The organism is Paraburkholderia sp. WC7.3g (assembly GCF_050436345.1).
Classification (GTDB): Bacteria; Pseudomonadota; Gammaproteobacteria; order Burkholderiales; family Burkholderiaceae; genus Paraburkholderia; species Paraburkholderia podalyriae.
This window is the reverse complement of the sequence record NZ_JBNDMA010000002.1, coordinates 3055652-3070244: the sequence shown is the minus strand read 5'-3', so window position 1 is coordinate 3070244 and position 14593 is coordinate 3055652. Positions and strand designations below refer to the sequence as shown.

Annotated in this window: 8 protein-coding genes; 3 read left to right on the top strand and 5 right to left on the bottom strand. The window is 64.5% G+C overall.

Annotated features, from left to right (window positions below; translation table 11 throughout):
• Positions 1-659: 659 nt before the first annotated feature.
• Positions 660-1358: an aspartate/glutamate racemase family protein gene (locus OKW43_RS25450; protein WP_429450451.1), complete on the bottom strand. Its 699-nt coding sequence runs from the start codon at positions 1356-1358 to the stop codon at positions 660-662.
• 166 nt (positions 1359-1524) lie between these two features.
• On the opposite strand from OKW43_RS25450, the gene OKW43_RS25445 reads away from it, so the two are divergent.
• The gene (locus OKW43_RS25445; protein WP_429450449.1) at positions 1525-2826 is read left to right on the top strand and encodes an amidohydrolase family protein; all 1302 of its coding nucleotides are present in this window, start codon (positions 1525-1527) and stop codon (positions 2824-2826) included.
• Positions 2827-2899: 73 nt separating this feature from the next.
• Here the strand turns inward: OKW43_RS25445 and OKW43_RS25440 are convergent, their stop codons facing one another.
• The 4 genes from OKW43_RS25440 to fixL all read right to left on the bottom strand — a co-directional run bounded on the left by OKW43_RS25440 (position 2900) and on the right by fixL (position 9879).
• Positions 2900-5005 carry a M3 family metallopeptidase gene (locus OKW43_RS25440; RefSeq protein ID WP_429450447.1) on the bottom strand — a complete coding sequence of 702 codons (2106 nt, stop codon included), beginning with the start codon at positions 5003-5005 and terminating at the stop codon, positions 2900-2902.
• 449 nt (positions 5006-5454) lie between these two features.
• On the bottom strand, positions 5455-6318 hold the full coding sequence (gene folD, locus OKW43_RS25435) for a bifunctional methylenetetrahydrofolate dehydrogenase/methenyltetrahydrofolate cyclohydrolase FolD (RefSeq protein WP_429450445.1): 864 nt from the start codon (positions 6316-6318) through the stop codon (positions 5455-5457).
• 403 nt (positions 6319-6721) lie between these two features.
• Positions 6722-7366, bottom strand: a complete 645-nt coding sequence (gene fixJ / locus OKW43_RS25430; RefSeq protein WP_187638299.1) for an oxygen response regulator transcription factor FixJ — start codon at positions 7364-7366, stop codon at positions 6722-6724.
• Positions 7363-9879: an oxygen sensor histidine kinase FixL gene (gene fixL, locus OKW43_RS25425; protein WP_222945817.1), complete on the bottom strand. Its 2517-nt coding sequence runs from the start codon at positions 9877-9879 to the stop codon at positions 7363-7365. The genes fixJ and fixL overlap by 4 nt, the downstream gene beginning before the upstream one ends.
• Positions 9880-10154: 275 nt before the next feature.
• On the opposite strand from fixL, the gene aceE reads away from it, so the two are divergent.
• A complete protein-coding gene (gene aceE / locus OKW43_RS25420) occupies positions 10155-12851 on the top strand; it encodes a pyruvate dehydrogenase (acetyl-transferring), homodimeric type (RefSeq protein WP_429450443.1) in 2697 nt (898 codons plus the stop codon).
• Between the two features lie 81 nt (positions 12852-12932).
• Positions 12933-14585: a dihydrolipoyllysine-residue acetyltransferase gene (gene aceF / locus OKW43_RS25415; RefSeq protein WP_429450441.1), complete on the top strand. Its 1653-nt coding sequence runs from the start codon at positions 12933-12935 to the stop codon at positions 14583-14585.
• Positions 14586-14593: the final 8 nt, after the last annotated feature.

Genomic DNA, 14593 nt, shown 5'->3' with positions numbered 1-14593 from the left:
TTACGCGTAAGCGTGTGCATCCGGTCTTCCCATGCGCGCGCGTCATCGACGGTAATGACCACCTTGCGACCTATGCGAACCTCGCAAGGCCCCCGTCCTGTGTGTCGTAGCCGGTAATAGAAGGACCGGCTCAGGTGATAGGCGCCGCAAAACTCGTCAATCGTGAAAACTCGACGCGAATCCGTTTCAACGACAGCCGGTTTGAAATTGGACAATGCGCCGGTAGCCGCAGGAAGGGATGCCGGGTCACTCTCCTCTTGCATGACATTTCTCCACTGTTGGTGGGAATATTGAAACACCGCTCCAGCAACGTATTTATAAGTGTCAGTGGATGCCTGTGGATAAGTGCGTTTTTCTATCGTCAGACGGGAGCCGATTGTTTCCTTAGACATAAAAAAACGCGCGCCGTTGGGGCGTGCGTCTGGTTATGCAGAAAGCATAACGAAAGTGCCTGCGAGGTCGTCCGTTCAGGTTAGGGGCGTGATGCGGGCACGGGGGCGACCCCGCTGCGGCACGCTATGGAGCCATACAATCTGTCTCGTGGTGCCAAATCCTGCCCCCGCAACCAAAGCATTGTTGAAAGCCCGCATCGCGCAAGCCATGCGGGCTTTTTGACTTTCAGCGCTTCGTTTGCTTGTCGCAGCTCGCGGCAGTATGCGTCACTGCCCTCCAATCGCCCACTCCACCGCCGCCTGCGCATGCAACGCGGTGGTATCGAACACAGGCAGCACCGAATCTTCCGGCTTGATCAGCAGCGTAATCTCCGTGCAACCGAGTATCACCGCCTGCGCGCCACGCGCAGCCAGATGCTCGATCACGCGTTGATAGACCTTGCGCGACGCGTCCTCCACGTTACCGTGGCAAAGCTCGTCGTAAATGATGCGGTGCACGTCCGAGCGTTCGTCGTCGTCAGGCACGAGCGTCTCGAGTCCATAACGCTCGCGCAGCCGGCCCGTATAGAACGTCTGCTCCATCGTATAGCGCGTGCCGAGCAGGCCCACGCGTTCGACGCCCGCCGCGCGCAGCGCCGCGCCGGTCGGATCGGCGATGTGCAGGAACGGCACCGTGATCGCCTGCTCGATCGATTCGCACACGCGATGCATCGTGTTCGTCGCGAGGATCACGAGCTCGGCGCCGCCGCGTTCGAGTTGGCGCGCGGCGTCGGCGATCTGCTCGCCGAGCGCGTGCCAGTCGCCGGCGCGCTGGTTCGCTTCGATCGACGCGAAATCGACGGTCAGCAGCAGACTGCGCGCATTGTGATGACCGCCGAGCCGCGCCTTCGCGTGGCGGTTCAGCAGCCGGTAGTACTCGGTGGACGACTCCCAGCTCATTCCGCCGATCACGCCGATCGTTTTCATCTATACGCTCCGTCAATGCATGGTCGAAAACGGCGAGTATAGGCGCGTCGCATCGCGCGAGGCCGGTACGGATTGCGGCCCGCGCGCCGGTACGCATCGGCGTTACGCATTTTTCTGGCGCCGATAGAATCGTAGCGAGTCCGAACGCGATCAACCGGAGCGATACATGGATCTGATCATCCGCCGCGCGACGCTGCCACGCAGCGCCGCCCAGCTGTCCCCGCATCACCCGCACCCAGTCGACATCGGCATCGACGCGGGCCGCATCGTCGCGGTCGAGCCGAACCTGGCCGCCAGCGCGCGCGACGAAATCGACGCGGCCGGTTCGCTCGTGACGCCGCCGTTCGTCGATCCGCATTTCCATATGGATGCGACGCTGTCGTACGGTTTGCCACGCGTGAACGCGTCGGGCACGCTGCTCGAAGGCATCGCGCTATGGGGCGAGCTGAAGCCTGAGCTCACGCAGCACGCTCTGATCGAGCGCGCGATGCAGTACTGCGACTGGGCCGTCGCGCGCGGCCTGCTCGCGATCCGCAGCCACGTCGATGTGTGCGATCCGCGTCTGCTAGCGGTCGAGGCACTGCTCGAAGTCAAGCGCCGGATCGCGCCGTATCTGGATCTGCAACTGGTTGCCTTCCCGCAGGACGGTCTGCTGCGCAGCGCCGGTGCGTTCGACAATCTGAAGCGCGCGATCGGCATGGGCGTCGACGTGGTCGGCGGCATTCCGCATTTCGAGCGCACGATGGCCGACGGCGCCGAGTCGGTGCGCATGCTGTGCGAGTACGCGGCCGAACAGGGCCTGCGCGTCGACATGCATTGCGACGAATCGGATGATCCGCTGTCGCGCCACATCGAAACGCTCGCGGCCGAAACGCATCGGCTCGGCTTGCACGGACGCGTCACCGGTTCGCACCTGACGTCGATGCATTCAATGGACAACTACTACGTGAGCAAGCTGTTGCCGCTGATGCGCGAGTCGGGCGTCGCGGCGATCGCCAATCCGCTCATTAACATCACGTTGCAAGGCCGCAGCGACACGTACCCGAAACGGCGCGGCATGACGCGCGTGCCGGAGATGCTGGCCGCGGGCATCACGGTCGCATTCGGCCACGACTGCGTGATGGACCCGTGGTACAGCCTCGGGTCGGCCGATATGCTCGAAGTCGCGCAAATGGGCTTGCATGTTGCGCAGATGACCAGTGTCGACGGCATGCACGCCTGTTTCGACGCGGTGACCGTGAACGCGGCGCGCATTCTCGGTCTGGAAGACTATGGCCTCGCGCCCGGATGCGCGGCCAGTCTCGTCGTGCTCGATGCGCGCGACGAACTCGAGGCGATCCGTCTGCGCGCCGCGCGGCTCGTGGTGGTGAGCCGGGGCAGGGTGGTCAGCCGCGCGCCGGCCGCGCGGGCGTCGTTATCGCTTGAAGGGCGGCCGGGCCAGGTCGATTTCAAGCTGCATCGCGCGTAGCCGGGCATCTCGCGCATCAATGAAAAACCGGCGGCCTGCTTGCGCAGACCGCCGGTTTTTCTATCGGCATCGCTCAGTGCGCGGCACCCGGCGCCATGCCGTTATGCCGCAGCAGCGCATCGATATTCGGCTCGCGGCCGCGGAACGCCTTGAACGATTCCATCGCCGGACGGCTGCCGCCCACTTCGAGAATCTCGCGACGATAGCGCATCCCGGTCGACTGATCGAGCACGCTGCCTGCCGCTTGCGCGGCTTCCTCGAACGCAGCATACGCATCGGCCGACAGCACTTCCGCCCACTTGTAGCTGTAGTAGCCGGCTGCGTAACCGCCCGCGAAAATATGGCTGAACGTATTCGGCCAACGCGAGAACGGCGCTTGCGGCACGACGTGGAAGCGCTCGTTGATTTCGCGCGCGAGTTCGTTGGCGCTCTTCGCGCCGTTCGCATCGAAGCCGGTATGCAGTTGCATGTCGAACATCGAGAACACGATCTGCCGCAGCGTGCCGAGGCCGCTCTGAAAGTTCTTCGCGGCGAGCATCTTGTCGAACAGCTCGCGCGGCAGCGGCTTCGCGGTATCGACGTGCGAGGTCATGTCGGACAACACGTCCCATTCCCAGCAGAAGTTCTCCATGAACTGCGACGGCAGTTCGACCGCATCCCATTCGACGCCATTGATGCCCGACACGCCGAGCTCATCGACGCGCGTGAGCATGTGATGCAGCCCGTGGCCGAATTCGTGAAACAGCGTGATCACTTCGTCATGCGTGAAGCAGGCGGGCTTGCCGCCGACCGGCGCCGAGAAATTACAGGTCAGATACGCGACCGGCGTTTGCACCGCGCCATGCGCGAGCTTGTGACGGCCACGCGCGTCGTCCATCCAGGCGCCGCCGCGCTTGCCTTCGCGTGCATATAGGTCGAGATAGAACTGCGCGACCAGGCCGCCGTCCTGATTCTCGACGCGGAAGAAGCGCACGTCGGGATGCCAGACCGCCGCTTCGTCGCGGCGGATGCGCACGCCGAACAGCGTCTCGGTGACCTTGAACAGACCCGTGAACACGGCGTCTTCCGGGAAGTACTGCTTCACTTCGTTTTCCGAGAACGAATAGCGCTTCTGGCGCAGACGCTCGGCGGCGAACGTCATGTCCCACGGTTGCAGATCGGTCATGCCGAGTTCGCTCGCGGCAAATTCGCGCAACTCTTTCCAGTCCTGCTCCGCGTGCGGACGCGCACGCGTCGCCAGGTCTTCGAGGAACGCCATCACTTGCGCCGGCGATTCGGCCATCTTCGGTGCGAGCGACACTTCGGCGAAGTTGCCGTAGCCGAGCATCTGCGCTTCTTCGGCGCGCAGCTTCAGCTCGTCGGCGAGCACCTGGGTGTTGTCCCACTCAGGCTTGCCGTTGCCGTATTGCGCACCGAGTTCGGAGGCGCGCGTCACGTACGCGCGATACATCGTTTCACGCATCGGACGGTTTTCCGAGTACTGCATGACCGGGAAATACGACGGGAAGTGCAGCGTGAACTTGTAGCCGGTCTTGCCATCACGCTCGGCGGCTTCCTTCGCGGCCTCGATCACGTCTTCGGGCAGCCCCGCGAGTTGCGCGTCGTTGCCCGCATCGACGATGTACGCATACGCGTTGGTCGCATCGAGCACGTGATCCGAAAACGCCTTCGACAGCGCGGCCTGGCGCTCCTGCAATTCGGCGAACCGCGGCTTCTGGTGTTCCGGCAACTCGGCGCCGGACAGGCGGAAGTCACGCAGCGCGTTGCTGAGGATCTTCTTGCGTTCGTCGTTCAACGACGCGAATTCGTTGCTCGCGTTCAGCGCCTTGTACTTCTCGTAGAGCGCGAGATTCTGGCCGACGCTCGACCAGAACTCGGTCACGCGCGGCAGGTTGTCGCCGTACACGGCACGCAGCTCGGGCGTATCCGCGACGGCGTTCAGATGGCCGATCACGCTCCACGCGCGCGACAGCGGTTCGGTGGCGCGCTCGACCGGTTCGACGACGTCGGCCCACGACGCGGGCGTGACCGGCAGCGCGGCACGCTCGACGGCGGCCGCCGCGTCGGCGAGCAGCACGTCGAGAGCGGGCGTCACGTGTTCGGGTCGGATGGAGCCAAAACGCGGCAGATCGGAAAAATCGAGGAGCGGATTGTCTTGATGCGTGGCGGTAGTGGACATAAGGCTTCCTGTCTGACGCGGGTGAAGGGGGCGGTGCGGCGGCGCTTGCGCGTGCCGTCTGGTGGTGGCTCGCTCGACGCTCGCGCAGGGCGCGTGGCGGCACCGGGTGTTGAGAATTATTGGGGCGGGGGACGCCGATTCCAATCCATCGGCTGACAAATTAACAGATGTTGCGATGCGTTGGGCGGTTCGGGCGGTCAGGGTCGCAGGGGGGCTGCGAGCCGTTCGCGAGCGGGTTGCTGCGCGACACCGTACGGTGCGATCCGCTGCTGTGCATGCGCTGTTCTGTCCGGCCTTGGTGTATGGCGTGTTATCGATCGGCACGACGCCGTTGATGCGGCGCTGCTTGCCGCGCTCGTGCACCGCACGGCGGCGGCGGGGTATCGGGTGACGCGGTAACGACGCGGTGTTTCGGCGAGACGGCGGCGAGCGTGCTCGCCGCCCGGCGATTACGCGTTTGCCGCGTCCGCCTCGCGCTCGGCCGCTTCGATCGTGTTGACGAGCAGCATCGTGATCGTCATCGGGCCGACGCCGCCCGGCACCGGCGTGATATGGCCGGCCACTTCCTTGACGCCCGCGAAGTCGACGTCGCCGCACAGCTTGCCGGCATCGTCGCGATTCATGCCGATGTCGATCACGGTCGCGCCCGGCTTCACCATGTCCGCGGTCAGGAGGTTGCGCAGGCCGGTCGCGGCGACCACGACGTCGGCGTTGCGCGTGTGCGCGGCCAGATCGCGCGTCTTGCTGTGGCAGATCGTGACGGTCGCGCCCGCTTCGAGCAGCAGCAGCGCCATCGGCTTGCCGACGATGTTCGAACGGCCGATCACCACGGCGTTCGCGCCCTTCAGATCGATGCCGTAGGCCTCGAACATCTTCATCACCCCATACGGCGTGCACGGACGGAACAGCGGCTGGCCCGTCAGCAGCGCGCCCGCATTGGCGACGTGGAAACCATCGACATCCTTCTCGGGCGCGATCGCCTCGATCACCTTGTGGCTGTCGATGTGCTTCGGCAGCGGCAGCTGCACGAGAATGCCGTGGATGGCGGGATCGCGGTTCAGCTCGTCGATGCGCGCGAGCAGTTCGACTTCGGGCAGATCGGCCGGATAACGGTCGAACGACGAGCCGAGGCCGTTGTCGTGGCAGGCCTTCACCTTGTTGCGCACATACACTTCGCTGGCCGGATTGTCGCCGACCAGAATCACGGCGAGGCCCGGCTGATGGCCGCGGGCGGTCAGGGCGGCGGCGCGCGCCGCGACGGCGGCGCGCAGGGTCTTGGAGAGGGCGAGGCCGTCGATCAGTTTGGCAGTCATGGTCGGTCGAACGTTGGGTCGAGATTGGATCGGGAATCGGGTCGGGGCAGGCGATTTGGCAGGCGGGTCGAAGCGCTCGCGCGGAGGGGCGCGCGACGGTGTGCTTCGGCTGGTTGACGCAGCCCGGTCGCGGTGCGACGGGCGCGCTGCCGGTTCGGTCAAGGCGCCGCTTTAAAGTCCGACATTATACCGGCGCGGGGGACGCGCTTCCGCAGCGGATTCGGGGTGCGCGGCACGCGTGCGAAACCGTACGGGATGTGACGGATGGGCTCGCGTGACGGCGAGAAAGCGCCACGCGACCGGGTCGGGTCGGCCGATCGCACGCCGGAACCCAGCGTCGCTCGGGCCGTCGCGGACCGGTCAAACAAAACGGCCCTTCGAATCAGGGCCGCCCGTGTCGCTGTTACTGCGCCGTTTGCGGCTTGTTCGACAGCGCGAGTCGCAGCAGATCGGCGACCGTGTTGACGTTCAGTTTTTCCATGATGTTCGCGCGATGCGCTTCGACCGTCTTGATGCTGATGCCGAGGTCGTCGGCGATCTGCTTGTTCAGGCGGCCGGCGATGATCCGCTCGAGCACCTGATGCTCACGCGCGGTCAGCTTGCCCAGGCGCTCGGCCGCGGCGCGCTGCTGCTGCACGCTGGTGCTTTCGCTGCGCGCCTTGTTGAGCATGCGCTCGACGAGCTTGCGCAGTTCGGCTTCGTCGAACGGCTTTTCGATGAAGTCCATCGCGCCTTTTTTCATTGTCGACACCGCCATCGGCACATCGCCGTGGCCCGTTACGAAGATGATCGGCAGCGACGCGTTGTCGGCGATCAGGCGTTCCTGCAACTCGAGCCCGCTCATGCCGGACATTCGAACGTCGAGGATCAGACATGCGATCTGGCCCGGATGCTGATGCGGCTGCCATGCGTCGAGAAACTGCTCGGAGCTCGAGAAGCATTGAACGCGGTAGCCGTTCGCCTCCAGCAGCCAGCGCAGCGAATCTCGCACCGCCTCGTCGTCGTCGACGACAAAGACGGTTTCCTGTGTGGTGACTGGGCTGTTCATAGCTCTCCCGTAACGGTTTGTGGTGTCGGTGCCTCGGACCCGCCGTTGCTCGGACCGTCAGGCTCTCCAATAGGCAAACTGCAATGGAACGTGGCGCCCGTGATGTGGCCATCGGATTCGACGTTGTTGACCACCCACAGACGGCCGCGGTGCGATTCGATAATCGAACGGCAAATGTTCAGCCCCATGCCCATGCCATCGGACTTGGTGCTGTAAAACGGTTCGAACAGACGCTCGGCGGTCGCTTCGTCGACGCCCGGCCCCTGGTCGACGACGCTGATGCAGACGAAGCCGCTCTCCAGCCGCACGACCACCCGGATGACCGGATCGACCGCGTTCGGGCGCGCTTCGGCCATCGCCTCGACGCCGTTCTTCAGCAGGTTCACCAGCACCTGCTCGATCAGCACCGGGTCGACGTAGATCACCGGCAGGCGTGAGCGAAGATCGGTGACGATACGAATGCGGCGCTTTCTCGCCTCGATTTCGGCGAGGCCCACCGCATCCGCGACGATGTCCGCGACGCGCGTGGCCTGGCGCTTCGGCTCGCTGCGCTTCACGAACTCGCGGATGCGCTTGATGATCATGCCGGCGCGCACCGCCTGCTGCGCGGTCTTTTCGAGCACCGGCAGCAGATTGTCGGGCGTCGTCCGACCGGATTTAACCAGTGCGACGGTTCCGGAGCAATAGTTATTGATCGCGGCGAGCGGCTGATTCAGTTCGTGCGCGAGCGACGAGGCCATTTCGCCCATCGTCATCAGACGGCTCGTGAACTGCAGTTTCTCGTCCTGCTGGCGCGCCAGTTCCTGAGCGCGCTTGCGAGTCGTGATGTCGGTCGCGATCTGCATCTGCGCGAGATGGCCATCGACCCACTGGATGTACTGGCGTCGCACCTCGAACCACTTCTGGATGCCCGCGATGTAGATTTCCTGCGCGTCGGCGGTGCTTTCGGTCAGCGCGGCGGCGGGCAGGCCGACGAAGGTGTCGACCATGTCGATCGAATCGGACGACGCCTGCGAGCTGTCGAAGCCGCCGCCCGCGAGTTCGAGGTGGCCGTCCGGGCGGATGCCGAACAGATGCCGGTAGTAGCGGTTCGCGAACAGCAGCTCGGCTTCGTCGGCGGCGAGCACGGACACTGCGGCATCGAGGCTTTCGAGCACGGTCGTGAAGCGTTCGTGGGCGGCGGCGAGCTCTTCGCGCGCTCGCTTCGGCTCGGTGATGTCGGTCATCGACGACATCCAGCCGGTCTGGCGGCCCGAGCTGTCGATCAGCGGCGACACGTAGAGCCGCGCGTGGAACGTCGAGCTGTCCTTGCGCCGCACGCGCAGCTCGAAGCCGGACGAGGGCGCCTTGCCACGCAGCGTCATGTCGAGCTGGCGCTGCATTTCGGGGTAAGCGTCGCGCGGCCAGTAGGCGAACGGCGCGCTCTTGCCGACGAGATCGCTTTCGTCCCAGCCGGTCATGCGGCAGAACGCCGGGTTCACGTGCGTGATGCGGCCGTGCATGTCGAGCACGCGCATGCCGATCAGCACCGAGTTTTCCATCGCGCGGCGGAAGAACGCTTCCGCGTAAAGCGCCTGCTGCGCCTCGAAGCGCTGGCGCGTGTGCTTCCACAGACTCCACAGGCTCCACAGCACGAAGCAGGACAGGCCGGCGACCAGCCACACCAGCGTGTTGTTCGTGAAGTTGGTGATCTGCGGGAACGCGTACACGCGCACCGAGATGCCCTGGCCCGGCGGGTCGAGCGGCAGATCGTAGAACATGTCGCGCGGCAGGCGCGGGCGGGTCGACGTGGTGGTCAACTCGCGGTTGTTCACGTCGATGATCGAGATCTTGTACTTCGCCGACAGCTCGGGCGGGATGTCGCGCTTCAGAATGCCTTCCACCGAGAACACCGCGGCGACAGTGCCGAGGAAATCGCGGTCGCGGAAGATCGGCGTCTGCAGCGTGATGAAGCCGTTGCCGAGGTCGTCGTAGATGAGCGGCGAGTACACCTGCCGGCGCGTGTTGCGCGCTTCGGCGAAACCGGCTTTGACCGCTTCGTCCATCTGCGCGTCGTTCGGACGCGCGAGCCGCTGGCCGAGCACCGGCGGCGCGGCGTTGGGCCAGCGCGGCTGCTGCAGGCCGGTATACCAGTTCATGTAGAGGATCTCGGGATGCCCCTGCATGATGTCGGTGGTGGTCACCTGAAAAGAATGCTCGTCGGCATGGCCGGCGGCGAGGTCGCGCGCGAGCGCCTGGATCTGCTCCTGCGCGCCTGTCATCGACAGGCGGATCTGCTGCTGCGCCCACGCGACGTTGCGGTACAGCGTGTCTTCCTGCTGTTGCTGCTCGCGCCGGTTCAGACTCCAAAGAATCAGGCTCATGACGACCAGGAATACCAGGATCGACAGGAGCGGCGTCAGCAAATAGGAATTGGACCACCAGGGTCCGTGGTGCCAGCGCGGGGACGGCGACGAATCCGCCGGCGAACCCGCGGTGCGCGCCGAGCGAGAGAAAAGCCGTTCGGTCAACATGCGTGGCATTGTAGCTCAGCACGTCCCCGACAAATGACGCAAAAAAGCGCGGAAAGTGCAGTTATTCGGCGCAAACTAGCCGGCGGATCAGTCGAACGGCAGTCAAACCAGGTTGCGTTGCAACAATTTTCCGCATTATGAGAATTGATCTCGTAATTTGAAAATTTGGTTGCGCTGACGTCGGGACCCTTATTACAATCGGCCGGAGCTGCCGCGGCCGTTCCTGCGTCCGCGTCGTCTGTTCAAAGTGCGTTCCCCATACCCAGGAGACGAGCATGTCCGCTGTACCCGACGAAGTCATGAAATATGTCGCCGCCGAAAAAGACGACGATCCCCAGGAAACCGGCGAATGGCTGGAAGCGCTGGATGGCGTGATTTCTGCTGTAGGCCCCGACCGTGCCCACTACCTGATCGAAAAACAGATCGAGTTCGCACGCGTGCACGGCGAACATCTGCCGTTCTCGGCCAACACCCCGTACATCAACACGATTCCGGTCGCGCGCCAGGCCAAGAACCCCGGCGACCAGGACATCGAACACCGCATCCGCTCGTACACCCGCTGGAACGCGATGGCGATGGTGCTGCGCGCCGGCAAGGAAACCAACGTCGGCGGCCACATCGCGTCGTTCGCGTCGGCTGCCACGCTGTACGACGTCGGCTACAACCACTTCTGGCACGCGCCGTCGGCCGAGCACGGCGGTGACCTCGTGTTCGTGCAGGGCCACTCGTCGCCGGGCGTCTACTCGCGCGCGTTCCTGCTCGGCCGCCTGACCGACAAGCAGCTCGACAACTTCCGTCAGGAAGTCGGCGGCGAGGGCATCTCGTCGTATCCGCATCCGTGGCTGATGCCGGACTTCTGGCAATTCCCGACCGTCTCGATGGGCTTGGGCCCGATCATGGCGATCTACCAGGCGCGCTTCATGAAGTACCTGCAGGCGCGCGGCATCGCGAAGACCGACGGTCGCAAGGTCTGGGCTTTCCTCGGCGACGGCGAAACGGATGAGCCGGAATCGCTCGGCGCGATCGGCATGGCCGGCCGCGAGCGTCTGGACAACCTCGTGTTCGTGATCAACTGCAACCTGCAGCGTCTGGACGGTCCGGTGCGCGGTAACGGCAAGATCATCCAGGAACTCGAAAGCGAATTCCGCGGCGCGGGATGGAACGTCATCAAGGTCATCTGGGGCAGCCGCTGGGACGCGCTGTTCGCGCGCGACCGGTCGGGCGTGCTGATGCGTCGCATGATGGAAGTGGTCGACGGCGAGTACCAGACGTACAAGTCGGAGTCGGGCGCGTTCGTGCGCGAGCACTTCTTCAACACGCCGGAGCTGAAGGCGCTGGTCGCCGACTGGTCCGACGACGACATCTGGAATCTGAACCGCGGCGGCCATGATCCGCACAAGATCTACGCGGCGTTCACGGAAGCGTCGAATTCGAAGGGCCAGCCGACCGTCATCCTCGCGAAGACGATCAAGGGCTACGGCATGGGCGAAGCCGGCCAGGCGATGAACATCACCCACCAGCAGAAGAAGATGCAGGTGGAGCAGCTGAAGGAATTCCGCGACCAGTTCCGTCTGCCGATCACGGACGAGCAGATCGTCGACGTGCCGTACCTGACGTTCGAGGAAGGCTCGAAGGAACTCGAATACATGCGCCAGAAGCGCATGGACCTGGGTGGCTATCTGCCGGCGCGTCGTCAGAAGGCCGAGTCGCTGCCGGTGCCGGAACTGTCGGCATTCGAGCCGCTGCTCAAAGGCACGGGCGCAGGCCGCGAGATCTCCACGACGATGGCGTTCGTGCGGATCCTGAACATCCTGCTGAAGGACAAGACGCTCGGCAAGCGCGTCGTGCCGATCGTGCCGGATGAATCGCGTACGTTCGGGATGGAAGGTCTGTTCCGTCAGATCGGCATCTGGAATCAGGACGGCCAGAAGTACGTGCCGGAAGATTCCGACCAGCTGATGTTCTACCGTGAGTCGGAGACCGGTCAGATCCTGCAGGAAGGCATCAACGAAGCCGGCGGCATGGCCGACTGGATCGCAGCCGCGACGTCTTACTCGACGCACGGCGAGATCATGATTCCGTTCTACATCTTCTACTCGATGTTCGGCTTCCAGCGCATCGGCGACCTCGCGTGGGCAGCCGGCGACATGCGCTCGCGCGGCTTCCTGCTGGGCGGCACCGCGGGCCGCACGACGCTGAACGGCGAAGGTTTGCAACACGAAGACGGCCACTCGCTGATGTGGGCCGCTTCGGTGCCGAACTGCATCAGCTACGACCCGACGTTCGGCTACGAACTCGCGGTCATCATGCAGGACGGTCTGCGTCGCATGGTCGCCGACCAGGAAGACGTGTATTACTACGTCACGGTGATGAACGAGAACTACGAGCACCCGGCGATCCCGCAGGGCGAGACCGTGGCCGCCGACATCATCAAGGGCATGTACTCGTTCAGCAAGACCGCTGCTGACAAAAAGGCGCCGCACGTGCAGCTGATGGGCGCGGGCACGATCTTCAACGAAGTGATCGCCGCGGCCGACCTGCTGAAGAACGACTGGGGCGTGAACGCCGACCTGTGGAGCGTGCCGAGCTTCACCGAGCTCGCGCGCGAAGGTCACGAAGTGCAGCGCTGGAACCTGCTGCATCCGACCGAACAGAAGAAGCGGTCGCACGTCGAGAAGCTGCTGAAGAATGCACCGGGTCCGGTCATCGCGTCGACCGACTACGTGCGTGCGCTGACCGAGCAGATCCGCGCGTTCGTGCCGCAGAAGTTCGTCGTGCTGGGCACCGACGGCTACGGCCGCTCGGACACGCGCGAAAAGCTGCGTCACTTCTTCGAAGTCGATCGCTACTGGGTCACGGTCGCCGCGCTCAACGCGCTGGCGGACGAAGGCACGATCGAACGCAAGGTGGTCGCCGAAGCGCTCAAGAAGTACAACCTTGATCCCGCCAAACCCAACCCGATGACCGTCTAAGGCATCACCCGTGTGCCACGGCACGCGCCTGCTCCTCGTCGCGAGGGGCGGGCGGCGTGCGCGGCCCAGGAGACACTAACAATGAGTCAAGCGATCGAAGTCAAGGTGCCGGACATCGGCGATTACAAGGACGTCCCTGTGATCGAGGTGCTGGTGAAGGCGGGTGACACCGTCGAAAAAGAGCAATCGCTCGTTACGCTGGAATCCGACAAAGCGACGATGGACGTGCCGAGCTCGGCCGCCGGCGTCGTCAAGGAAGTGAAGGTCAAGGTCGGCGATGCGGTGTCCGAAGGCACGCTGATCATCGTGCTGGAAGGCGCCAACGACGCTGCCGCGGCGCCCACGCCCGCGGCGGCACCGGCGGCGGCACCGGCGCCGGCTCCCGCTGCGGCGCCGGCCCCCGCGCCCGCGGCGGCGGGCGGCGGTGTGCAGGAAATCAAGGTGCCGGATATCGGCGACTATAAAGACGTTCCGGTGATCGAAATCGCGGTGAAGGTCGGTGATCGCGTCGAGAAGGAACAGTCGCTCGTCACGCTGGAATCCGACAAGGCGACGATGGACGTGCCGAGTTCGGCCGCCGGCGTCGTCAAGGAAGTGAAGGTCAAGGTCGGCGATACGGTGTCGGAAGGCTCAGTCATCGTCGTGCTCGAAGCGGAAGGCGGCGCTGCCGCAGCGCCCGCGCCGGCACCGGCCGCGAAGGCGCCGGCCGGGAAGCCGTCCGACGCGCCGGCCACGCCGACTCCCGCACCGGCCGCGCCGTCGGCGCTCGCGCAGGCGCCGCTGATTCCGGCGGGTGAAGGCGGCTCGCGTCATCCGAGCCATGCGTCGCCGTCGGTGCGCAAGTTCGCGCGCGAACTCGGCGTCGACGTCTCGCAGGTGCGCGGTACGGGTCCGAAGGGCCGCATCACGCAGGCCGACGTGACCGTGTTCGTGAAGGGCGTGATGACGGGCCAGCGCGCGGCGCCGGCTGGTGCAGCCGCGCCGGCCGCCGGCGGTGGCGAGCTCAATCTGCTGCCGTGGCCGAAGATCGACTTCACGAAGTTCGGTCCGATCGATCCGAAGCCGTTGTCGCGCATCAAGAAGATCTCGGGCGCGAATCTGCACCGCAACTGGGTCATGATTCCGCACGTCACGAACAACGACGAAGCGGACATCACCGAACTCGAAGCGCTGCGCGTGAAACTGAACAAGGAAAACGAAAAGGCGGGCGTCAAGTTCACGATGCTCGCGTTCGTCATCAAGGCCTGTGTGGCGGCCTTGAAGAAATTTCCGACGTTCAATGCGAGCCTCGACGGCGACAACCTGGTGTTCAAGCAGTACTACCACGTCGGTTTTGCCGCGGACACGCCGAACGGCCTCGTCGTTCCAGTAATTCGCGATGCGGACAAGAAGGGCCTCGTCGACATCGCGAAGGAAATGGCCGATCTGTCGAAGGCCGCGCGTGAAGGCAAGCTGAAGCCGGACCAGATGCAGGGCGGTTGCTTCTCGATCTCGTCGCTGGGCGGTATCGGCGGCACGCATTTCACGCCGATCATCAACGCGCCTGAAGTCGCGATTCTCGGTCTGTCGCGCAGCGCGATGAAGCCGGTGTGGGACGGCAAGCAGTTCGTGCCGCGCCTGACCATGCCGCTGTCGCTGTCGTACGACCATCGCGTGATCGACGGAGCGGAAGCCGCGCGCTTCAACGCATACCTCGGTTCGATTCTTGCCGATTTCCGGCGTGTGATTCTTTGATCGGCTGG